Origin of the sequence: Streptomyces albofaciens JCM 4342, from assembly GCF_008634025.1 — a bacterium.
Lineage (GTDB): Bacteria > Actinomycetota > Actinomycetes > Streptomycetales > Streptomycetaceae > Streptomyces > Streptomyces albofaciens.
The window spans coordinates 1,652,615-1,675,734 of the sequence record NZ_PDCM01000001.1 but is presented as its reverse complement, the minus strand read 5'-3'; the positions used below and the strand labels follow the sequence as shown (position 1 = coordinate 1,675,734).

General features: G+C 73.1%; 16 protein-coding genes. 13 read left to right on the top strand and 3 right to left on the bottom strand.

The window, feature by feature from the left end; all coding sequences use genetic code 11:
• The first annotated feature begins 20 nt into the window (after positions 1 to 20).
• The 12 genes from CP973_RS07680 (at position 21) to CP973_RS07620 (ending at position 19,896) form a co-directional block, all read left to right on the top strand.
• Positions 21 to 1,361, top strand: coding sequence for an ABC transporter substrate-binding protein (locus tag CP973_RS07680; protein WP_208853147.1), 1,341 nt, complete (start codon positions 21 to 23; stop codon positions 1,359 to 1,361).
• A gap of 12 nt (positions 1,362 to 1,373) precedes the next feature.
• A complete protein-coding gene (locus tag CP973_RS07675; protein WP_150238737.1) occupies positions 1,374 to 2,363 on the top strand; it encodes a carbohydrate ABC transporter permease in 990 nt (329 codons plus the stop codon).
• Positions 2,364 to 2,369: 6 nt separating this feature from the next.
• On the top strand, positions 2,370 to 3,278 hold the full coding sequence (locus CP973_RS07670; RefSeq protein WP_150238736.1) for a carbohydrate ABC transporter permease: 909 nt from the start codon (positions 2,370 to 2,372) through the stop codon (positions 3,276 to 3,278).
• 137 nt (positions 3,279 to 3,415) lie between these two features.
• The gene (locus tag CP973_RS07665; protein ID WP_150243261.1) at positions 3,416 to 4,663 is read left to right on the top strand and encodes a 6-phospho-beta-glucosidase; all 1,248 of its coding nucleotides are present in this window, start codon (positions 3,416 to 3,418) and stop codon (positions 4,661 to 4,663) included.
• A gap of 107 nt (positions 4,664 to 4,770) precedes the next feature.
• On the top strand, positions 4,771 to 5,766 hold the full coding sequence (locus tag CP973_RS07660; protein WP_150243259.1) for an N-acetylglucosamine kinase: 996 nt from the start codon (positions 4,771 to 4,773) through the stop codon (positions 5,764 to 5,766).
• Positions 5,767 to 6,628: 862 nt separating this feature from the next.
• Entirely contained in the window at positions 6,629 to 7,939 is a 1,311-nt protein-coding gene (locus CP973_RS07650; protein WP_244409320.1) for a hypothetical protein, read from the top strand.
• A gap of 23 nt (positions 7,940 to 7,962) precedes the next feature.
• Entirely contained in the window at positions 7,963 to 8,952 is a 990-nt protein-coding gene (locus CP973_RS07645) for a glutamate ABC transporter substrate-binding protein (RefSeq protein WP_167538284.1), read from the top strand.
• A 596-nt stretch (positions 8,953 to 9,548) separates the two neighbouring features.
• Positions 9,549 to 10,901 (top strand): hypothetical protein, encoded by a 1,353-nt coding sequence (locus tag CP973_RS07640; protein WP_150238732.1) that lies wholly within the window; start codon positions 9,549 to 9,551, stop codon positions 10,899 to 10,901.
• Entirely contained in the window at positions 10,898 to 13,942 is a 3,045-nt protein-coding gene (locus CP973_RS07635) for a serine/threonine-protein kinase (protein ID WP_244409319.1), read from the top strand. Before CP973_RS07640 ends, CP973_RS07635 begins: the two co-directional genes overlap by 4 nt.
• A gap of 526 nt (positions 13,943 to 14,468) precedes the next feature.
• Positions 14,469 to 15,944, top strand: coding sequence for a PP2C family protein-serine/threonine phosphatase (locus tag CP973_RS07630; RefSeq protein WP_244409318.1), 1,476 nt, complete (start codon positions 14,469 to 14,471; stop codon positions 15,942 to 15,944).
• Positions 15,945 to 16,386: 442 nt separating this feature from the next.
• A complete protein-coding gene (locus tag CP973_RS07625; protein WP_150238728.1) occupies positions 16,387 to 17,769 on the top strand; it encodes a vWA domain-containing protein in 1,383 nt (460 codons plus the stop codon).
• 900 nt (positions 17,770 to 18,669) lie between these two features.
• On the top strand, positions 18,670 to 19,896 hold the full coding sequence (locus CP973_RS07620; protein ID WP_244409317.1) for an FHA domain-containing protein: 1,227 nt from the start codon (positions 18,670 to 18,672) through the stop codon (positions 19,894 to 19,896).
• Positions 19,897 to 19,993: 97 nt separating this feature from the next.
• On the opposite strand, the gene CP973_RS07615 is transcribed toward CP973_RS07620, so the two are convergent.
• Complete coding sequence (locus CP973_RS07615) at positions 19,994 to 21,124, bottom strand: methyltransferase domain-containing protein (protein WP_150238726.1); 1,131 nt, start codon at positions 21,122 to 21,124, stop codon at positions 19,994 to 19,996.
• Positions 21,125 to 21,198: 74 nt separating this feature from the next.
• Between CP973_RS07615 and CP973_RS07610 the strand changes: the two genes are divergently transcribed.
• The gene (locus CP973_RS07610) at positions 21,199 to 21,603 is read left to right on the top strand and encodes a globin (RefSeq protein WP_150238724.1); all 405 of its coding nucleotides are present in this window, start codon (positions 21,199 to 21,201) and stop codon (positions 21,601 to 21,603) included.
• Between the two features lie 191 nt (positions 21,604 to 21,794).
• Here the strand turns inward: CP973_RS07610 and CP973_RS07605 are convergent, their stop codons facing one another.
• Both CP973_RS07605 and CP973_RS07600 read right to left on the bottom strand, forming a co-directional pair.
• Positions 21,795 to 22,673, bottom strand: coding sequence for a DUF8010 domain-containing protein (locus CP973_RS07605; RefSeq protein ID WP_150238722.1), 879 nt, complete (start codon positions 22,671 to 22,673; stop codon positions 21,795 to 21,797).
• Positions 22,670 to 23,119 (bottom strand): acyl-CoA thioesterase, encoded by a 450-nt coding sequence (locus CP973_RS07600; RefSeq protein ID WP_341874799.1) that lies wholly within the window; start codon positions 23,117 to 23,119, stop codon positions 22,670 to 22,672. The genes CP973_RS07605 and CP973_RS07600 overlap by 4 nt, the downstream gene beginning before the upstream one ends.
• Position 23,120 lies beyond the last annotated feature (1 nt).

Sequence of the window (23,120 nt, the reverse complement as noted above, 5' to 3'; positions counted from 1 at the left end):
TGCCGTAAAGGAAGTCCGCCATGCCGCGTCCGCGCATGCGCATCTGCCTGTCAGCGGCGCTCGCCGGGGCCGGTCTGATTCTTTCGGGCTGCGCCAATCCGAGCGTCGGCAGCGATCGCGACGACCCGACCCAGCCCGTCACGCTGAAGTTCTGGCACGGCTGGTCCAACCAGGCCGAGGTGAAGGCGGTCGACGACAGCATCGCCCGCTTCGAGAAGCTGCATCCGAACATCAAGGTGGAGACGGTCAACAACGTCACCGACGAGACCGTGAACCAGGCGCTGCGGGCCGGCGGGGACGACGCGCCGGACGTCGTGTCGTCGTTCACCACGAACAACGTGGGGCAGTACTGCTCGTCGGGCATGTGGGCGGATCTCGACCCCTTCATGAAGAAGACGGGTGTGGAGAAAGAGAAGGTCTTTCCGAAGACGTTCCTGGACTACACGAGTTATCAGGGCAAGCAGTGCGCCCTGCCGCTGCTCGCCGACTCGTTCGGCCTGTACTACAACAAGGACGCGTTCAAGGAGGCCGGTATCGAGCGGCCGCCGCGGACCATGTCCGAGTTCAAGCGGGACGCGGCCAAGCTCACGAAGCGCAAGCCGGACGGCTCGTACGAGCGCGCCGGTTTCGTGCCCAACTTCCGGCTGTACCAGAACAGTCCGGACCGGCTGTTCGCGCAGTGGGGGCCGGCCTACTTCGACAAGAAGGGCAAGGCGCAGCTCGCCAGGGACCCGCGCACCAAGCAGTTCCTCACCACACAGCGGGAGCTGCTGGACGCGCAGGGCGGATATGCCGCGCTGGAGAAGTTCCGTACGACGTTCGGCGACGAGATGTCGTCGCAGAGTTCCTTCATGACGCAGAAGGCGGCGATGCACCTCGACGGTGAATGGCGCGGGCTGATGCTGAAGGAGGGCAAGGCGAAGTTCGACTGGGGGTCGGCGCCGCTGCCGGTGCCGGACGACCAGGCGGACACGTACGGGCGGGGCTATCTGACCGGCACCGTCGCGGGCATCGCGCACGGCAGCAAGCATCAGAACGCGGCGTGGGAACTGCTGAGGTTCCTGACGGTGGACACGGACCAGGTGGTGCGGTTCGCCAATGCCATCCACAATGTGCCGTCCACCTTCGCGGCGCTCAAGTCGCCGAAGCTCGACGCCGACCCCGCGTTCCGTACGTTCATCGACATCGCGCGGAATCCGCACAGCCAGGCGATGCCGCCGTCCATCAACGGCGGGCAGTACATCACGGCGTTCCAGGATTTCGCCTACGACGCCGAGGCCGGGAAGGTGCCCGATCTCGACAAGGGGCTGCGTGAGCTCGATGCCCAGATAGACGCCGACAACCTCCAGTCCGTGAACTGACGGAGTCCCGCCATGTCCCTCGTCGAATCCCCCGAACGCCCGGCGGCCACCGCGCCGCGCCCGAAGGCTCCCGCACTGCGCCGCAAACACCTCAGGCAGCGGCTGCGCACCCTCGGTTTCCTCTCCCCCTGGCTGGTCGGTTTCAGCGTCTTCTTCGGCTATCCGCTGCTCGCCACCGTCTATTTCTCGTTCATGCACTACAACCAGATCGAGCAGCCGTCCTTCGTCGGGCTGCGGAACTGGAAGTACGTCTTCACGCAGATGCCGCTGTTCGGGCCCGCGCTGTGGAACACGCTGTGGCTGGTCGTGGTGATGGTCGCGCTGCGGGTGGTCTTCGGGCTGGGCATCGGCCTGCTCGTCACGAAGATCAAGTCGGGCGTCGGCTTCTTCCGTACCGCCTTCTACCTGCCGTATCTCGCCCCGCCGGTCGCCGCGACGGTCGCCTTCGTCTTCCTGCTCAACCCCGGCACCGGGCCGGTCAACGAGATCCTGGAGGCGGTCGGCATCCCGGCGCCCGGCTGGTTCAACGACGCGGCGTGGGCCAAACCGTCACTGGTCATGCTCTCCCTCTGGGGCATCGGCGACCTGATGGTGATCTTCATGGCGGCGCTGCTGGACGTACCGAAGGAGCAGTACGAGGCCGCCGAGCTGGACGGGGCGGGGGCGTGGGCGCGGTTCCGGTACGTGACGTGGCCGTCGATCACGCCGATCGTGCTGTTCGCGGTGGTCACCGGGGTCGTGCAGACCATGCAGTACTACACGCAGGCGCTGGTCGCCGGGAAGCTGGCCTCCGGCGTCACCATCGGGCCCGGCACGGTCATCCAGCCCGGCTACCCGGACCACTCCACCCTCACCGTGCCGCAGCTCGTCTACTCGCTCGGCTTCCAGAACTTCAACACCGGCGCGGCGTGCGTTCTCTCGCTCGTGCTCTTCGTGATCGCCATGGCCGTCACCACCCTGCTGATGCGCAAGCGCGCCGGCCTGCTCCCGGCGGAGGACTGAACCGACATGACCACGACGACCCTGAGAGCGGGCAGCGCGCCCGCCCGCACCGGCACCACCGACCGGGGGCCCGCCGCGTCCCGCGCCCGCCGCAAGCGGCTGCTGCACTGGATAGCGGTGCACTCCGTCGCCGTCGCCGCCGCGCTGTTCTTCGTCCTGCCGTTCGTGTTCGTCTTCCTGACCTCCGTCATGAGCGACGACCAGGCGATGAGCGGCGAACTGTGGCCGCACGAATGGAACTGGTCGAACTACGCGACGGTGTTCTCCACCCCCGGATTCCTGGACTGGTGGCGGAACTCGCTGATGTACGCGGGACTGGGCACACTGTTCACCGTCTGCTCGGCGATACCGGTGGCGTACGCGCTCGCCAAGTTCCGGTTCCGGGGCCGGCGTACCGCGATGCTGCTGGTGATTTCGACGATGATGCTGCCGCCGCAGGTCATCGTGATCCCCATGTACCTGGTATGGGCGCAGCAGCTGCATCTGTCCGGGTCGCTGTGGCCGCTCATCATCCCGATGGCGTTCGGCGACGCGTACTCCATCTTCCTGCTGCGGCAGTTCCTGCTCACCATTCCGCAGGAATACATCGAGTCGGCGAAGGTGGACGGCTGCGGCGAGGCCCGTACTTTGCTGCGCATCATCGTGCCGATGGCGAAGCCGGGTATCGCGGCCGTCGCGCTGTTCCAGTTCTTCTACTGCTGGAACGACTACTTCGGACCGCAGATCTACGCCGCGCAGAACCCCGCCGCCTGGACGTTGAGTTACGGACTCGAATCGTTCAAGAGCGCGCACAGCGTCAACTGGAACCTGACCATGGCCGCGACGCTGCTCGTCATGGCACCCGTCATCATCGTCTTCTTCTTCGCCCAGAAGGCGTTCGTCGAAGGCGTCACGCTCACCGGAGTGAAGGGCTGATCGATTTCATGCTGTCGTCCGCCGGGACCCCGTCCCCATCCGCCGGGACTCCGTCCCCGTCCGCCGGGACCCCGTCTCCGTCCGCCGAGGGAGCGCCCTCGGCCGCCGGGGGCCCGCCCCCACACCCCCGCCTCAAGATCGCCGTGGTCGGCGGAGGCTCCACCTACACCCCCGAACTCATCGACGGCTTCGCCCGGCTGCGGGACGCCCTGCCGCTGGCGGAACTGGTCCTGATCGACCCGGCGGCCGACCGGCTGGAGCTGGTCGGCGGCCTGGCCCGGCGGATCTTCGCCCGGCAGGGCCACCCCGGCCGCATCTCCTGGACCGCCGACGTGGACGCCGGCGTGGACGGCGCGGACGCGGTCCTCCTCCAGCTCCGCGTCGGCGGGCAGGCGGCCCGCAACCAGGACGAGACCTGGCCCCTGGAGTGCGGCTGCGTCGGGCAGGAGACGACCGGCGCGGGCGGGCTCGCCAAGGCGCTGCGCACCGTCCCGGTCGTCCTGGACATCGCGGAGCGCATCCGCCGCCGCAACCCCGACGCGTGGATCGTGGACTTCACCAACCCGGTCGGCATCGTCACCCGCGCGCTGCTGTCGCACGGCCACAAGGCCGTCGGCCTGTGCAACGTGGCCATCGGCTTCCAGCGGAAGTTCGCGCGGCTGCTGGGCATCGCACCGGAGCGGGTGGAGCTGGAGCACGTCGGGCTGAACCACCTGACGTGGGAGCGCGCCGTACGGGTGGACGGCGAGGACGTGCTGCCCCGGCTGATCGCCGAGCACGGCGCGGCCATCGCCGAGGACCTGCACATGCCGCGTTCGCTCGTGGACCGGCTCGGCGTCGTACCGTCGTACTACCTGCGCTATTACTACCAGCACGACGAGGTCGTGGAGGAACTGCGCAGCAAGCCGTCGCGGGCGGCGGAGGTGGCGGCCATCGAGAAGCAGCTGCTGGACATGTACGGCGACCCGTCGCTGGACGAGAAGCCCGAGCTGCTGGCCAAGCGCGGCGGCGCCTTCTACTCGGAGGCGGCGGTGGCGCTGACCTCGGCGCTGCTGGGCGACACCGGCGACGTGCAGATCGTGAACACGGTCAACAACGGAACCCTGCCCTTCCTGCCGGACGACGCGGTCATCGAGGTACCGGCGACGGTGGGTGCCGGCGGGGCGGAGCCGCTGCCCGTACGGCCGCTGGAGCCGCTGTACTCCGGGCTGATCGCCAACGTCACCGCGTACGAGCACCTGGCGCTGGAGGCGGCCCTGAAGGGCGGCCGGGACCGGGTCTTCGAGGCCCTGCTCGCCCACCCGCTCATCGGCCAGATCGCCTACGCGGACCGGCTGACCGACGAGCTGATCGCGCACAACCGGGAGCACCTCACGTGGCTCTGAGCAAGGACGAGGGGGGCGGGGCGGTGCCCCGGCCGACCGGGGCACCCCGGCCGGATGGCTCACCCCGGCCGGCTGGGGCGGCCGGAGCCGACGCACACGCCGACGGGCTGTTCCTCGCCGTCGACGCGGGCAACAGCAAGACCGACGTGGCGCTGGTCGGCGCGGACGGGACCGTACTGGCGACGGTCCGCGGCGGCGGTTTCCGCCCGCCGGTGGTCGGCGTCGCACAGGCCGTGGGCGACCTGGCGGCACTGGTGGACACCGTACGGGAACGGGCCGGCGTCACCGGCCCGGTGAGCCAGGTGTCCGCCTACCTGGCCAACGCCGACCTGCCCGTCGAGGAGACGGAACTGGCCGCGGAGATCAGCTCGTACGGCTGGGCCCCCGCGGTCACCGTCGCCAACGACACCTTCGCGCTGCTGCGCACCGGACTGCCGGACAGCGGCGAACCGGTCGGCGTCGCGGTGGTGTGCGGCGCCGGCATCAACTGCGCGGGCCTGGGCCACGACGGCCGTACCGCCCGGTTCCCGTCCATCGGGCGGATCTCCGGCGACTGGGGCGGTGGCGGGCACCTGGCCGAGGAGGCGCTGTGGTGGGCGGCGCGGGCCGACGACGGGCGCGGCGAACCGAGCGCGCTGGCCTACGAGGTCCCGGCCTACTTCGGGCTGACCACCATGCCGGAGCTGATCGAAGCGCTCCACCTGGGGCACATCCCGCGCGAGCGCCGTTACGGGCTGACGCCGCTGCTGTTCGCGGTGGCCGCGTCCGGCGACCCGGTGGCGCGGGCCCTGGTGCACCGGCAGGCGGAGGAGATCGCGCTGCTGGCGTCGGTGGCGCTGAAACGGCTCGACCTGCTGGACGAGCCGACGCCACTGGTCCTGGGCGGCGGCGTACTGGCCGCCCGGCACCCGCTCCTGCACGACGAACTGACCCGCCTACTGGCGGAGCGCGCCCCGAAGGCGGAACCGCGCGTGGTGACGGAGCCCCCCGTCCTGGGCGCGGCCCTGCACGCACTGGACCGGGCCGGGGCGGGGGTGGAGGCGTATCGGCGGGTTCGGGGGGAGTTTGGGGGAGATGTTCGGAGGGGGCTTGAGGGGGCTTGAGGGGGCTGGGGGTGGGGGTGGGGAGTTTGGTGGGGGTGGGGAGTTTGGTGGGGGTGAGGGTTTGAGGGAGTGAGGGTTGACGGGATGGGTGGGATGGGTGGGATAGGCGGGATGGGCGGGATGGGAGCTTTCCGGCTACCGGGATCCTTTGGCAGGCCCGGTTCGTTCCCCCACTCAGGGGGAGTTGTCAGGCGGGATCGTTTCGCCGAGCGGGCGTTGTCGGCGCGGTCGCCCCACCTCGCGACCGCTCGTAGCGCGACAGCTCGTAAGCGACCATCCGTCTCGCGACTGCCCCTCTCTCGACCGCCCGTCTCCCAAGGGCAGGCCGGGTGGGACCCGTCGGGGGCGGGTTCCGCCCGTGCCTCGCGGCCGGGCACCGGATTCCCCGGCGAATGCCACGAATTGCGTATACGCGTGTCCTTTCGGGAACCGTGTCCGGCGGGCCGCGCGTGTTGGCGGTCGGGGGAACACGGATGCCCGCCGGACGGGAGGGTTCGGCGGGGCCTGATCCGCACATGATCCAGGCAATAACGGTGTGGTTGTCAGTCCCTGCGGCCATACTGACTGCTGGCCGTGCATCTGTTCCCGTGCGCCCGTCGCACGGGTCCGGGGCCGCCGTCCGCGACCAGGGGGAGGTTCCGTGTCCAACCCGCAGACCGGCACTGCGCCGCCGTCCGGCCGCGCCGCCGTCCCCGGTTCCTCCTCCACCGGCTTCTCCTCCGCCGCCTCCTCCACCGGTTCGGGCACGTTCGCGGGGTCCGGGTCCGCGGCAAATTCCAGCCTCTCTTCGGGTACGGGTACAGGGGCGGGGGCGGGCGCGAGTGCGGGTGCCGCCCGGCGGCGTACGGCGTGGGCCGACGGCGTGGACCAGTTGCGGGCCGCCGCCACGACCGAGCCCGGCCGGCTGCGCATCATCGGGGCCGTACTGGCCTTCCTGGTCGTGGCGTTCGGCGCCGCGACGGCCTGGCAGGTCACCGACCGGTCCGCCGCCGCGCACGACGTGGTGGAGCGCAGCCAGCCGCTGAGCGCGGACGCCGCGGACATCTACCGCTCCCTCGCCGACGCCGACACCACCGCCGCGAGCGGCTTCCTGGCGGGCGGCAAGGAGACCCAGGCCACCCGCGACCGGTACGAGGCCGACATCGCCATGGCCGCCCGACTGCTGGCCAAGGCATCGTCCAACACGAGTGGTTCGGACGCCGCGGCCCGCCAGATCGGAAAGCTCAACAGCCTCCTCCCCCGGTACACGGGCCTGATCGAGACGGCCCGCACCAACAACCGCCAGGGCCTCCCCCTCGGCGGCGCCTACCTGCGCTACGCCAACGCCCAGATGCGCGGAGAACTCCTCCCGGCTGCGCGCGAGTTGTACGTGGCTGAGACGGCGCGCCTCAGTGAGGACTACGACTCCGCGAAGGCGTGGCCCTGGCTGGCGCTCTCCACCGGCGTGGTGGCGCTCGGCGCCCTCGTCTGGGCCCAGCGGCGCAACTACCGTCGTACGAACCGGGTGTTCAACCGCGGCCTGCTGGCGGCCACGACCGCGTCCGCCGTCGTCCTGCTGTGGCTGGCGGCCGGCCACTCCGTGGCCCGCGCGGGCCTGAACACGTCGTACGAGGACGGCGCCCGTTCGCTCAGCGTCCTCAACGAGGCGCGCATCGACGCCCTCCAGGCCCGCGGCGACGAGAACCTGACCCTGGTCGCGCGCGGCGCCGTGGTCACCAAGGACCAGCAGGACTTCTACGAGGTCGGCTACCGCACCGGCATGAAGGACCTGGCGGGCGACGGCCGGAGCGGCGCCGCGGCGGACAGCAAGCTGGGCTCGGCCCTCGCGCTCGCCGACGACGAAGCGGGCCGCCGCCCCGTACAGGAAGCGGTCGAGACCGTACGGCAGTGGCAGGCGCGGCATGCCGAGGCCCGCACCGCCGACGACCAGGGCGACTACGACCGGGCACTGGCCAAGGTGATCGGCGGCGACGGCGCGACCGGGCAGTCCTTCGACCGGGTGGACACCCAGCTGGCCAGGGCGCTGGACCACGAACAGCGGCAGCTCAGGCAGGCGGCCGACGACGGGCGCGGGGCGCTGACGGGCCTTGTCACGGGCGCCGTGGTGCTGGCCCTCCTGGGCGCGACGGGCGCGGTGCTGGGCATCGGGCGCAGGCTTTCGGAGTACCGGTGATGGGGCGGCCTGGTGATGCGGACATGACGATGCGCGCGAGGGGATTGCGGAACCTGCGGGCCGCGCTGGCCCCGGTGGCGGCCGGGGTGTGCGTGATGGCGGCGACGGCCGCGGTCCTCGTCCCCGTCCTGAGCGGTGGCGGCCCGGCGCCCCGCCCCGCGCCGTACGGGACACACGGCGCCCGCGCCGATGCCGCGGCGGCGGACTGCACGCCCGCCAACGCCGCCGCGAGCCTGCGGCCCTCCCCGGAGGCCGGCCGGGCGGTGGAGGAGATCAAGGCACGGGGGCGGCTGGTCGTCGGCGTCGACCAGAACACGTACCGCTGGGGCTACCGCAACCCGGCCACCGGTGATCTGGAGGGCTTCGACATCGATCTGGCCCGGGCGATAGCCGAGGACATCCTCGGCCCGAACCCGAAGATCACCTTCCGGGCGATCCCCACCAGCCAGCGCATCCCCGCCCTCCAGAAGCGCACCGTCGACCTGGTCGTGCGGACCATGACGATCAACTGCGCCCGCAAGCGGCAGGTCGCCTTCTCGACCGCGTACTTCCAGGGCGGCCAGCAGGTGCTGGCGCCCAAGTATTCGGCGATCACGGGCTTCGACGACTCGCTGAAGGGCAAGCGGGTCTGTACGGCGACCGGTTCCACGGGCGAGTCCCGGCTGGCCGAGGACCGGCACGGCGCCCGGGTCGTGACCGTGCCGAACCAGCTCGACTGCCTGGTACGGCTCCAGCTCGGCGAGGCCGATGCCGTGGTCACGGACAACGCGCTGGCCGCCGCGCAGGCCGCACAGGACCCGACGGTGCAGCTGAAGGGGAAGCCGTTCACCGACGAGCCGTACGGCGTCGCGGTCAACCGCGACGACACCGACCTGGTGCGGCGGGTCAACCAGGTGCTGGAGGACTACCGCCGGGGCGGCGGCGAGAGCCGGTGGATGGCCGCCTACCGGAAGTGGCTCCAGGCGGACCTCCCCGGCATATCCAAGGCGCCCGAGCCCCAGTACAGCGACTGATCCGTGCGGGGGCCGGGCGTCCTGCCGTCGTCCGGCGTCGGGCCGGAGCCGGACCCGCATGGGACCTGCGTGGGGCCGACGCGGGGCCAGCCGGAGACCTGCGTGGGGCCGACGCGGGGCCAGCGTGGGACCCGCGTCGGGCCGGTGCCAGGCCGGTGCCGGGCCGGAGCCGGGCCGGTGCCGGGCCGGAGCCGGGCCGGTGCCGGGCCGGAGCCGGGCCGGTGCCGGGCCGGAGTAGAACCGGCGTTCGCCCGCCGGTGGAGTCACCATGGAGGGAACCCGCAGGCGCGGAGAAGGGCCCGCAGGCGCGGAGAAGGGGAGGAGGGAGGAAGGGAGCGGGGAGGAGGGAGGAAGGGAGCGGAGAGGGGGGAGAAGGGGGAGCAGCGGAGCGCCGGGAAGGACGCAGGAGGACAGGCGACACCGACGGAGGCGGCAGCGCCGCAGGGCCGCGGGCGCCACGCCCCCAACCGCCACCGCAGACACCACCGCAACCGCCACCGCAACCACCAACGCAGCCGTACCGCCGTACCGCCGTACGACCAGCCGCGACGGACGTGACGACCGCCGCGCACCACACGCACTTGGAGAGGTGATCGATGGGGGTCCCCGGATCCTTCCCCGGCTCGCCGGGGAAGCCCCAAGCCCCGGTGATGGACCGGGAGGAGGTGGACCGCGCCCTGGGCCGGCTCGGTGCCGAGCACGAGGCGATCGAGACCTCGCTGCTCGCCCTACAGGACCACGCGGGCCGCCGCCTCCTGGAAGGCGCCGAACTGACCGGCGTCACCAAGGACCGATGGGCCGCCACCGAACAGTCCATCACCGTCCTGTGGGCGCACTTCGACGCGTACACGGCAGCGCTCACCACCGCCCGCGAGCTGCGCGCCCGCCGCCGCTGGCCGTCCCCCGACGACCTGGCCGAACTGACCGAACTCCTCCGTGGCGCCCGCGTCACGGTCTCCGGCGCGGCCACCGTCGGCACCGCCGGAGCCGGGCAGTTCGCCGGCCCCGCGCGGCTGAGCGAACAGTTCAGCCTGGAGGAACTGGTCGGGCGGATGAACGCGCTGTACGCGGAGGCGCTGAACGTCATCGTCTCCGCCGACGCCGTGTGGTCCGCGCTGCCCGCCCGGATAGACCTGCTCGCCGCCGAACTGCGGCGCACGCTGTCCCTGGCCCGGTCGGTCGGCGTACGCCCCGGTGAGCACCCGGCCGGCGACGACCTGGAGCGGATCACGTACGAACTGACCCAGCTGCGCGCCCAGGTGGTGTCCGACCCGCTGGCCTTCTGGGTCCCGGACGCCGACCGCAGCGCCGCGCCCGGCGGCGGCCGCCCGGACACCGCCCGCTACGACCGCGCGGCGCGCGCCCTGGAGGACGCCCGGCGGGAGATCGAGGCCGTGCTGGACGTACGGCAGGACGCCGAGCGGCGGCTGATGCAGCTGCGCGACGTGCTGTCCCGCGCGGACCGTACGCTCACCGAGGCGCGGCAGGCGCGCGGCGAGGTGCTCGCGAAGATCGCCGCGTCCGAGGTGCCCGCCGTCAGCGGCCCGCCCACCGCGCTGCACGAGCAGTTGGCCACCGCCGCCGAGTACCGCCGGCACGCCCAGTGGCACCGCCTCTCGCCCCTGCTCGACAGCCTGGAACAGCGCGCCGAGGACGAACTGCACCGCGCCCGCGAGTCGCTGACGGCGGTCACGGCGCCGCTGGCCGTACGGGCCGAACTGCGCGGGCGCCTGGACGCGTACAAGGCCAAGGCCGCGCGGCACGGCCTGGCCGAGGACCCGCTGCTGACCGAGCGGTACGACGTCGCGCGGCGGATGCTGTGGAGTGCGCCGTGCGACCTGCGGGCGGCCGAGCACGCGGTGCTGCGCTACCAGCAGGCGGTGGCCGAGGCGCTGCTGCCGCCGGGACCGGATTCCGGACCGGCGGACGGACCTCAGGGGGGATCATGACCGAGGAGCACACCGGCGGCGCCCCGTGCCAGCGGCGCGACTGCCCCGGCACGTACGAGGACGTGGGCGCCGGCGAACTGTACTGCGACACCTGCGGGCTGGCCCCGGTCGTGTCACCGGACGGGATGGTGGGGTCACCGCCTACGGGGGTCACGGCGGGGCGGAGGGGCCGGGGTGGAGCAGGGGGTGGGGGTTCGGGCGGGTCTGGTGGGCCGGGAGGTTCAGGGGGTTCGGGGGGCTCGGGCGGGTCGGGGGGTTCGGGAGGGCAGGCTTCCGGTTCCGCTGCCGGATACGGTTCCGGCGAGGGATCCGGATCCGGCCCGGGATCCGGATCCGGCCCGGTATCCGGTTCCGGTGAGGGCCGGACCTCCGCGGCCTCCGCCCGTTCCGCGACCTCGCGGCGCTCCGTCTCCGGCCGGCTCTCCCGCTCCCTGCCGGGCACCGCGACGCGCTCCATGTCGGTGTCCGTGCGCAGCGTCGGCCGTGGCAGCAGCTCCGGACCGGCGCGCGGGCGGCTGGGCGCCGGGCTGGTGACGGTGCCGGAGGTGCCGCGGCCCGATCCGCGTACGGCCGTCCTGAAGAATCCGGAGGTCCCGGAGCGCAAGCGGTTCTGCAGCCGCAGCGACTGCGGCGCCCCGGTGGGGCGGGCGCGCGGCGACCGGCCCGGCCGTACGGAAGGTTTCTGCACCAAGTGCGGCCACCCGTACAGCTTCGTGCCCAAGCTGCGCCCCGGCGACGTGGTGCACGGCAGTTACGAGGTCGTCGGCTGTCTGGCGCACGGCGGTCTGGGCTGGATCTACCTGGCCATCGACCGCGCGGTCTCCGACCGCTGGGTGGTGCTCAAGGGCCTGCTGGACACCGGCGACGAGGAGGCGCTGGCGGCGGCCGCGTCCGAGCGCCGCTTCCTCGCCGAGATCGAGCACTCCAACATCGTCCGCATCTACAACTTCGTCGAGCACCTGGACCGTACGACCGGCAGCCTGGACGGCTACATCGTCATGGAGTACGTCGGCGGCAAGTCCCTCAAGGACATCGCCAACGAACGGCGCACACCGCACGGGCGCCGCGACCCGCTGCCGGTCGAGCAGGCGTGCGCGTACGGCATCGAGGCCCTGGAGGCGCTCGGCCACCTGCACAGCCGCAACCTCCTGTACTGCGACTTCAAGGTCGACAACGCCATCCAGCAGCACGACCAGCTCAAGCTGATCGACATGGGCGCGGTGCGCCGGATGGACGACCACGAGAGCGCGATCTACGGCACGATCGGCTACCAGGCGCCCGAGGTCGCCGAGTCGGGCCCGTCCGTCGCCTCCGACCTCTACACGGTCGCGCGCACCCTCGCCGTGCTCACCTTCGACTTCCAGGGCTATACGAATGTTTTCGTCGACTCGCTGCCCGACCCGGACCATATCGAGGTCTTCCGTACGTATGAGTCCTTCTACCGCCTCCTGGTACGGGCCACCGACCCCGACCCGGCGCGGCGCTTCTCCTCGGCGGAGGAGATGGCGGAGCAGCTGACGGGGGTGCTGCGGGAGGTCGTGGCGCTCCAGACGGGCGAGCAGCGGCCCTCGCTGTCCACCCTCTTCGGGCCGGAGCTGCGCGTCGTGGACACGGATGTGGTGGCGCGGGCGGAAGGGGACACCTCCCTGCTGGGAGCCCGGCCCCTGCTGGGAGCCCGGTCCTTGCTGGGAGCCCGGCCCCTGCTGGGAGCACGAGCCGGCGCCAATGGCCGTACGGGGCGCAGGGGCTGGGCCGGGTTCCTGGGCCGGCGCACGGGTAAGGCGGTGGTCGGCCCGGCCACCGGGATCGGTGCACCGGGTGGCGTCGGTGGTACGGGCGGCACGGGCGGTACGGGTACAGGCGGTACGGGTACAGGCGGCAGAGGTGCCGGCGGTACGCGGTCCTCCGGTGCTCCGGGCGGTGTCGGCGGGCCGGTCGCGGCTCCGGCGGGCCGTGGCACCCAGCCCGCCGTTCCCGCCCAGGTCGCGTACGAGGTCACATCGGCGACCGGCCCTCGGCCGGAGACCGGCGGAACGCGCGGCGCACCCACCCTGCGACCGCTCGACATCGGGCTCGCCGTGCTCGCCCTGCCCGTACCGCGCGTCGATCCGGCCGACCCGAACGCGGGCTTCCTGGCCGGGCTGCTGGCCGCCGCCCCCGCGGAGCTGATCAGCGCGCTGCGCGCGGCCCCCGCAGACACCCTGGAGACGCGGCTGCGCAAACTGCGCGCCCAGTTGGAGATGGGCGACGGCGAGGCGGCCCTGCGCGAACTGCGCGCCATCGAGGCGGAGCCGGACCGGGACTGGGCGGCGGACTGGCGGGTGGTCTGGTACCGCGGGCTGGTGGCGCTGACGAACGACGACCGTGAGACGGCGGCGCTGTCGTTCGACGCGATGTACGACGCGTTCCCCGGCGAGTCCGCGCCGAAGCTGGCGCTCGGCATCTGCGCCGAGGTGCTGGGCCAGCTCGACAACGCGGCGGAGTACTACCGGCTGGTGTGGACGGCCGACCACAGTTATGTGAGCGCGGCGTTCGGGCTGGCCCGGGTGCGGCTCGCGGACGGCGACCGGGCCGGCGCGGTGGCCGCCCTCGAATCCGTACCGGAATCCTCCATTCACTACACTGCCGCGCGCATCGCGGCGATCCGGGCCCGGCTGCGGCAACGCTCCCCGCTGGACCCGCTCCTGGAAGACCTGCGGGCGGCGGCCGGTGAGGTCGAGCGGCTGGCGGAGTCCGGGCTGGACGCGGAGCGCCGCGAGCGGCTGACGACCGAGGTGCTGGGCTGCGCGCTCGACTGGGTACTCTCCGGTAGCCGCGGTGCCGAGCAGCGGGGGCGTACATTGCCGTCCGGGGGCCAGGACCCCGGTTCCGGCGGCACCGCCGCCCGGCCCGGTCTGCTCGGCAGCGCACTGGACGAACGCGGCCTGCGCTTCGGCCTGGAGCGGTCGTTCAGACTGCTCGCACGGCTGGCGCAGCGCGGCGAGGAAAGGATCGAGCTGGTGGAACGGGCCAACCGCTTCCGCCCCAGGACGTGGGTGTGACATGGGTGTGACAGGGCCGTTCCGGTGTGCGAGCTGCGACGAGCCGCTCGAACCGGGGGACAACTACTGCGGGTTCTGCGGCGCCGACGTCGTGGCCCCCGCCGGACCGGACGGTTCCGGTGACCGTCCTACGGTTCCGCTGGGCGACGCTGCGGGACATGTGGCGGGGTCGGCGGGACCGGCGGGAGCGGTGGGGTCGGCGGGAGCGGCGGGGTCGACGGGGGCGGTGACGCTGCCCGCGGGGTTTTTGATGCCGGGGGCGGGTGGGGCGCCGGAGGCGGTGGCTGGTTCAGTACAGGCACCCGGTTCGGTTCCGGCATCGGGTCCGGTTCCGGCATCCGGTCCGGTTCCGGCTCCCGGTGTCGGCTCGGCCGCTGGCTCGGTTCCGGCTCCCGGTGCCGGTTCAGCTGCTGGTCCCGGCTCGGCTCCCGGTCCCGGCTCGGCTCCCGGACCCCGTTCGGCTCCCGGACCCCGTTCGGCTCCCGGCTCGGTTCCGGCCCCAGGCTCCGTCCCACCCCCTGAGCCGGTGGCCGCTCCCGCACCGAGCCCGGCCCCGCCGTACGCGCACGCCGCCGCATACGGTACGCAGACGCCCGCGTACGGCGCCCGGACTCCTGCGTACGACGCCCGGACTCCCGCGTACGGTACGCAGCCCCCCACGGCATACGGCGGCGCCCAATCCGGGCATGACGGCAACACCCCGTACGCGCCCGGCGCCACCCACCCGAACAGCGCGACGCCCGGCCGGCACGCCCCCGTACCGCCGCCTCCGCCCGGTTACGCGCCCGGCGGACCGCAGGCGGACGCGCAGTCGCGGGCGCCGCACGCGGAGGCGAGCGTTCCGCCGTCGTCCGGTCCCGCGCCGGGCCCGCACGGCGGCGCGCCGGATCCCCGGATCGTCGGTTACGGAGCCCGAGCTGAGGCCGGGGCCGGGGCCGAGTCAGGGCACGGCCCTTCGGGCGACCGTACGCCCGGTGCGTCAGGAGAACCGGCGCAGCCGACGCAGCCTGACCAACCATCGCAAACGGCACAACCGGCCGGGCCGGGTTCCTCCCCCGAACACCAGACCCCCGCGCAAGGCACCCGAATCTGCGCGTTGTGCCACGCGGGGACGGTCGCCCAGGACGGTTACTGCGAGAACTGCGGCCACGCGCAGCCCCGCGAGCGCGACCACATGGAGCGGGAACTGCCGGGCGTGGCGGCGGTCAGCGACCGGGGCCACCGCCACCACCGCAACGAGGACTTCTTCGCGATCGCCGAAGGCGCCCTGCCGGACGGTTCGCCCGCGGTGCTCGCGGTCGTCTGTGACGGCGTCTCCTCCGCGTCCCGGCCCGACGACGCGTCCGCCGCCGCGTCCGGGACCGCGGCCCGGTCGCTGCTGGCCGCCCTGCCCGGCGGTACGCACCCGCAGCGGGCCATGCACGACGCGATCATCGCCGCCGCCAAGGCCGTCAACGCCCTGGCCGCCGCGCCCCACCAGCCCCAGCAGCACGACCCGTACCGCCAGCAGAACGCGCCCGCCTGCACGTTCGTCGGCGCGGTGGTCGGCGGCGGGCTGCTCGTCATCGGCTGGGTCGGCGACAGCCGCGCGTACTGGGTCCCCGACGACCGCAGCGCCTCCCCCGTACGCCTCACCGAGGACGACTCGTGGGCGGCGCAGATGGTCGCCAACAACCTGATGTCGGAGGCCGAGGCGTACGCGGACGACCGCGCGCACGCGATCACGGGCTGGCTGGGCGCGGACGCGTACGAACTGGAGCCGCACACGGCCTCTTTCAAGCCCGACGGACCGGGTGTAGTGGTGGTGTGCACGGACGGACTGTGGAACTACGCCGAGGCCGCGGAACAGCTCGCCGCGGTACTGCCGGCCGACGCCCACGACCGGCCGCTGCACAGTGCGCGGACCCTGGTCGCCCATGCGCTCGCGGGGGGCGGCCACGACAACGTAACAGTGGCGGTGGTGCCGTTCCCGGCGCCACCGGGAGGGGCAGGATCGGCCTGAGCGCCGCCTGCCCGGACGTGCCGCCGCCCGCGCGGCGGCACCGGCGGCCGGAAGCCGGGGAGCTTCCGGCCGCGACCAGATGATCCGTAACAGCGACCGCAACCGCACCGCTACAGCCCAGCACCGCACCGCACCGCGACAGCACCGAGCCGGGCCGGACCGGACCGATCAGAGCCGGACCGAACCGGGCCGGACCGATCAGAGCCGGACCGAGCCGGGCGAACCGAACCGAACAGGCCGGTTCCCGTGAGCCGACCGGCATGCGGGCCGGCGGCCCGGCGCGCCGGCGCTCGGCGTCCCGGTGAACCGCACCACACAGACCCATCACGTGTACGGCGCCAACGGGGGGATGACCACGGGGACTTCCGCCCGACCATGTGTCTCGTCACCGCCGTGCGGCTTCCGTGACGGAGCCGCGCGACGGACCGAAGGAGCGGAACAGATGGCCAATTTCGCCAAGTCCAGCGTGCCGCGGTTCTCCGCAGAGGTCTATCAGAACGAGTATCTGCCCGAGGGCGGGCGCGAGGTGAACGCCATCGTCACCGTCACCGCCACCGGCGGCGGCACCAGCGGCGGCCTGCCGCTCTTCGCCGCCGGTACGGACGCGGGCGGCCTCGGCGCCGCGCACGGCCACGGGAACCCGGGCGCCGTCCGGCACGCGGGCGTCGTGATCATGGTGGACTGCTCCGGTTCGATGGACTACCCGCCCACCAAGATGCGCAACGCGCGCGACGCGACCGCCGCCGCGATCGAGGCCGTACGGGACGGAGTCGCCTTCGCCGTGGTCGCCGGCACGCACCAGGCCGCCGAGGTCTACCCGGGCGGCGGCCGGCTCGCCACCGCGGACCCGACCACCCGCGCGCAGGCCAAGGAAGCGCTGCGCAAACTGAGCGCCGGGGGCGGCACCGCCATCGGCACCTGGCTACGGCTGACCGACCGGCTGCTGACCGACGCGGACGTCGGCATCCGGCACGGCATCCTGCTCACCGACGGCCGCAACGAGCACGAGTCGCCCCAGGACCTGCGCGCCACCCTCGACGCCTGTGCCGGGCGGTTCACGTGCGATGCCCGTGGTGTCGGTACGGACTGGGAGGTCAAGGAGGTCACCGGCATCGCCTCGGCCCTGCTCGGCACGGCCGACATCGTCGCCGACCCGTCCGGGCTGGCCGCCGACTTCACACGAATGATGGAGGCGGCGATGGGCAAGGAGGTGGCCGACGTCACCCTGCGGCTGTGGACACCGCAGGGCGCGGAGGTCGCCTTCGTCAAACAAGTGGCACCGTCCGTGGCGGACTTGACCGGCCGCCGTACCGATTCCGGCCCGCGGACCGGCGACTATCCGACAGGTTCCTGGGGCGACGAGTCCCGCGACTACCACATCTGCGTACGGGTTCCGGCCGCCGAGGTGGGCCAGGAGATGCTGGCCGCGCGAGTTTCCCTGGTCCTCCCCGAGTCCGGCGGCGCCACCTCGCAGACGCTGGCGCAGGGCCTCGTACGGGCGGTCTGGACGGACGATATGGCCGCTTCGACCACGATTAACCCCCAGGTCGCCCATTACACGGGGCAAGCCGAACTGGCACAGGTCATTCAGCAGGGGCTGGATGCCCGCAAGTCGGGCGATGCGGACGGCGCCACGGCCAAGCTGGGACGAGCCGTACAACTGGCGAGCGCCTCCGGGAACGAGGACACTGCGAAACTGCTTGCGAAGGTGGTGGACGTCGTCGATGCGGCGACCGGTACTGTGCGACTGAAGGCGAAGGTCACGGAGGCGGACGAGATGACGCTCGAAACGCGCTCGACCAAGACAGTTCGCGTCAAGAAATAACAACCTAGACGTACTACCGAACACAATCGGTACTGAGGGGGAAGATCCGACATGCCGACCTGCCCGAACGGCCACCAGTCGGTGGCCGAAGACTGGTGCGAGGTGTGCGGCCACCGGATGGCGGGCGCTGTTCCCCCGCCGCCCTCCCTGCCCGCCGGATTCCTCAACACGCCACCGGCCGGCCAGCCGACACCGCCACCCGCTCCGCAGGGCGGTCCGGGTGCGCAGAGCGGCCCGGCGCAGGGCGGTCCGGGTGCGCAGGGCGGCTCGGGCTCGCAGGTCGGTCCTGGCCCTCAGACCGGAGGTTCCGGAGGCCCCGGAGGCCCCGGTGACTCCCAGGGCGGGCAAGGCTTCCCCGGCGGCTCCCAAGGGGGCCAGGGTTTCCCCGGGGGCTCTCAGGGTGGACAGGGTTTCCCCGGCCCCGGCCAGCCCTCGGCACCGGCCCCGGCCCCGGTCCCGCAGAACGCAGCGCCTCCGGCCCCAACCCCTCAGGGACCGGCATCCCAGGGACCGACGTCCCAGGGTCCCGCATCTCAGGGCCCTCCGCCGCCCGCGCCGCAGGGTGGGCCCGTAGGCCAAGGTCCGGGAGCGCAGGGACCGATGGGCCAGGGCGGTCCCGGCAGCAGCCAGGGCGGTCCCAGCAGCCAGGGCGGACAGGGTGGGCAGAGCGGACAGGGTGGCTACGGTTTCCCGCCCCCGGCCTCCGGCCCGAGCGTCCCGCCGCCTCCCTCTCAGGGTCCCGGCCCGGACCAGTCCGCCCAGCCGGGCCCGCCCCCGCCTCCGAACCCGCAGGGCCAGCCGGGTCAGCCGGGTCAGCCGGGCCCGCATGGCAGGCCAGGTCCGCAGGGCCAGCCAGGCCAGCCGGAGCTGTGCCCGCAGTGCCGTACGCCGCGTGAGGCCATGGCTCCGTTCTGCGAGGAGTGCCGTTACAACTTCCTGACGCACTCGGCGACCTCGTACGCCCCGCCGCCCCCCGGCCCGCAGGGCGGCCCGGGCCCGCAGGGCGGTTACGGCTTCCCGCCGCCGCAGCAGGGCCCGCCGACCCCGCCGCAGCAGTACGAGTACCAGGGCTCGCGTCCGTCGCAGATCAACCGTCCCGCCGAACCGCTCGCTCCCGAGCAGTCGGGTCAGTTCGGCATGCCTCCGCAGGGAGGCCAGCAGGGACCGGCCGGCCGGCCCGGCCACCCCACGCCGCCACCCGGGCAGCAGCCGCCGGGCCAGCAGCCCGGCGCGCCCACGGGACAGCGCGGCCCGACGCTCCCGCCCCGGGCGGCCGACGACGACTGGCCGCTGCCGCCACCCAGCTCGCAGTCCGCACCTCCGTCGCCCGCGCAGCCGGGTCCGCAGGGCGGCCCGGAGCACAGCCAGGGCGGGCAGGCCAGTCAGGGCCCGCAGGGCGGTTACGGCTTCCCGCCGCCGCAGCAGGGCCCGCCGACCCCGCCGCAGCAGCCCGGCCCGTACGAACCCCAGCAGCCTGCCCAGCAGCAGCCGCAGGGCCCCTTCGAATCACAGCAACAACCGCCGCAGGCTCCCTTCGAGCCCCAGCAGTCCGCGCAACAGGCTCCGTCGCAGGCTCCGTTCGAGCAGCAGCAGCCCGGCCCGTTCGGCCAGCCGCCGCAGCAACCGGGCCCGCAGCAGCAGCCGCAGCCGCAGCCCGAGCACCAGTGGAACGCTCCTGCTCCCGGCCCGGCCGCGCCTCCCGGGCCGCCGCCCGTCGTCGGTGACGGCTGGGTCGTGGCGATCGCACCGGACCGCGAGTACTTCATGGCCATGATGGGCCGCAGCGGCCCGGAGGCGGCGGGCCTCAACCTGCCCGCGTACTCCCCCGAGCAGCAGGTCCCGCTCGCCGGCGGCCAGATCACCATCGGCCGCCGCCGGCACAGCACGGGCGAGTCCCCGGACATCGACCTGGGCCGTCCCCCGGAGGACCCGGGCGTCTCGCACCAGCACGCCCTCCTGGTCCAGCAGCCGGACGGCAGCTGGGCGGTGGTCGACCAGAACTCCACCAACGGCACCACCGTCAACCTCGCCGAGGACCCCATCCAGCCCTACGTCCCCACCCCGCTCCACGAGGGCGACCGCATCCACGTAGGCGCCTGGACCACCCTGACCGTCCGCCGCGCGTAGTAGCGGAAACGGAAAAGGAAAAGGAGAGCGCCGGCCCCGGCACCCACGCCGCGGCCGGCGCTTTCCGATGTCCGGCGGGCGCACGCCGCGTACGGGGTCACCCTCCGCCCAGCGGCCAGCGATGGGGCCCGCCCGGCGCATCGAGCCAGGCGTACTGCTCGGCCCCGTCGACCGTGACGCCGAAGCGCTCACGGTGCGGATGCCCTTCGCGCCGCCACAGACCGAGGATCTCGTCCAGGGTGAGGCTGCCGGCGGCCAGCGACCACAGGAAGTGGAACCGGTCGTCACGCAGCACGTCGCGCGGCAGAACGTCGCGCGGGGCCCGGCGCCTCCCGCCGACGGGGGCGGAGTCCGTACGGCCATGACTGTAGCCATGACTATGGCCGTTGCCATTGCCGTTGCCATTCCCATTTCCGTTGCCGTTGCCATTGCCGTTGCCGTGATCGTGGCTGTGGGTACGGATGGGAGCACGTAGCGGTACGAAGTACGCGGGCGTGGCCAGGAAGCGGCCCTCCGCCCGTACGGCTTCGGGCTCCGACACCCGGAGCGCGATCAGCCCGGTGGCGAGGGGAGCCAGGATGAGCGCACCGGCCGTGCACTGTTCGATCCACGCCGTGGGGACGGACGGCAGCGCGCAGGTGGCGATGATCCGGTCGTACGGTGCCCGCTCCGGCCGGCCGAGGGCGCCGTCGCCGGTCACCACGGCGGGCCGGTACCCCGCCGCGGCCAGCCGGTCCCGCGCCGGGCCGGTGATCTCCTCGTCCAGGTCGACGGTGGTCACGCGGTCCGCGCCCAGCCGGTGCGCCATCAGGGCCGCGTTGTAACCGGTGCCCGTACCGATCTCCAGGACGCGGCAGCCGCTGTCGGCGCCCTCCCGCTCCTCGACCCGGAGGTCCTCCAGCATCATGGCCATCAGCGACGGCTGGCTGCTGGAGGACACCAGCTCGCCGTCCCGCATGCACGTCGCCAGCGCCATGTCCGCGTAGACGCCCGCCAGCCAGCGCGCCCGCCGCTCCGGGTCGTCGTCGGAGCCGGACAGCCGCTGGTAGCCGCGGGCCGTGGCCACGAAGAAGTACGGCACGAACAGGTGCCGTGGCACCTCCTCGAAGGCCGCGCGCCACCGCGGGTCCGCGAGGTGACCGCCCTCCCTGAGCTGCCGGACCAGCTCGGCGCGCGCCGCGGCCGCCGGTTCGCGGCCCGGCCGTGGACCGGACTCTGCACCGCTCATGTCTCCACTGTCCTACGTCGCAGGTCCTCGGCCGAGCCGGCCGGCACCGCCGAGTCGTCTGACACCATGGACGGGTGAACAAGATTCCGCGCGGCACGCTTCAGGAACAGACCTTCTACGAGCAGGTCGGCGGCGAGCCGACCTTCCGCCGCCTGGTGCACCGTTTCTACCAGGGGGTGGCCGAGGACCCGCTGCTGCGGCCGATGTACCCGGAAGAGGATCTGGGACCGGCCGAGGAGCGGCTCGCGCTCTTCCTCATGCAGTACTGGGGCGGACCCCGAACGTACAGCGACAACCGCGGCCACCCGCGCCTGCGCATGCGGCACGTGCCCTTCAAGGTCGACCGTGCCGCCCATGACGCCTGGCTCAAGCACATGCGGGACGCGGTGGATTCCCTTGAGCTGTCCCCCGAGCACGAAACGCAGCTGTGGAACTACCTGACGTATGCGGCGGCTTCGATGATCAACACGGCTGACTGAGCGTTCGCCGGCCGATGCCGACCGAGGATTCGCCGGTCGATGCCGACCGAGGATTCGCCGGTCGATGCCGACCGAGCGTTCGCCGGTCGCTACGGCCGACGGTGCCGCCGTTGAGCTCGGACGTGCGTCAGGGCCGGTACGGAGATCTTCGTACCGGCCCTGACGCGCGTCCGAGGCGACTGCCCGCCTTCCTAGGCCGGCATGACCGGCAACGCCGACATCCCGCCCGTACGGACCGCGACCGATCCGTACGGCGTCCGCAGCCGCAGCCAGCCGCCCGCGGCCAGCAGGGTCAGCGTCGGCGGCTCGGCCAGCGCGGCCCAGGCGGCGTGTCCGGTGCCCGCGGGCCCGTGACCGGCCGCCTGCGCCTCGGCCCGTACGGGACGCAGGAAACCCAGGGACTGGGCGGCGTGCGCGGCGCGCAGCGGCAGGTGGGTGTCGCCCAGCGTACGGGACCAGATCTCGCGCCCGATGCGGTCGCGCTCGGCGCGCGTACGGCGCTCCGGCGGCAGCGCCTCGTCCCGGGCGCGGAACTCGGCGACGGCCAGCGCCACGGTCCGGCCGAGCGCCTGCGGCGACGGCAGTCCCGGCACCTGCTGCCAGCCGCCGCGCGGCGGCAGGACGCCGGTCCACGGCGGGCCGGTGACGGGAGCGGGCAGCGCCAGGCTGTCCGTCGACTCGTCAATGCCTTCGAGCAGGTCACCGGCGGAAACGGTGAGATCGAGACCGGCACCGGGGGCGGTCTCGGGCGTGGGCCCGGGCAGCGCCCCGGGAGCGGTCTCGGACGCGGAACCGGGCAGCGCCCCGGGAGCGGTCTCGGACGCGGGCCCAGGCAGCGCCCCGGAAACGGATCCGGGCGCGGTCTCGGGCAGGGTCCCGGGCGCGGCCGGTGCCAGCCGGGCCGTACGGATCGCCAGCACCTCGAAGGACGGCGGGCGGCCGAACACCGCGAGCACGCCGTCCCCGGCCTGCAACCGCACCGCGGCGGCGCGGTCGTAGTGGATCAGCCGGGCCAGGAAGGCGGCGAGGTCCGCCGCCTCCCCGGCATCGGCCAGGCGCAGCGCCGTCATGCGGCGACGGCCCCCTCCTGCTGCTTCGCGTCGTCCCCGGCGCCGTCGTCCAGGTACTCCCGGAGGAACGCCTTCTCCTCCGCGGTGATGCGGCGGGGCCGCTGCTGGGCGAAGTCGTACGGGACGACGACGGTCGAGGCGCGGACGTACACCGTCTCCTCGTCCTTGATCTCGTACGCGATCGTCATCGACGCGGCGCCGATCTTCGTCACCCACGACTCGACGGTCACCGGCGCGTGCCGGTGCACCAGCGGCCGTACGTAGTCGATCTCGTGGCGGGCCACCACGGACCCGCCCGAGAAGGACGTGCTGCCCTCGCCCGGCGCCAGCCGCCACATGAAGTCGATCCGCGCCTCTTCGAGGTAGCGGACGAACACCGCGTTGTTGACATGGCCGAACGCGTCCATGTCCGACCAGCGCAGCGGGCAGGAGTAGAGGTGTCGCACG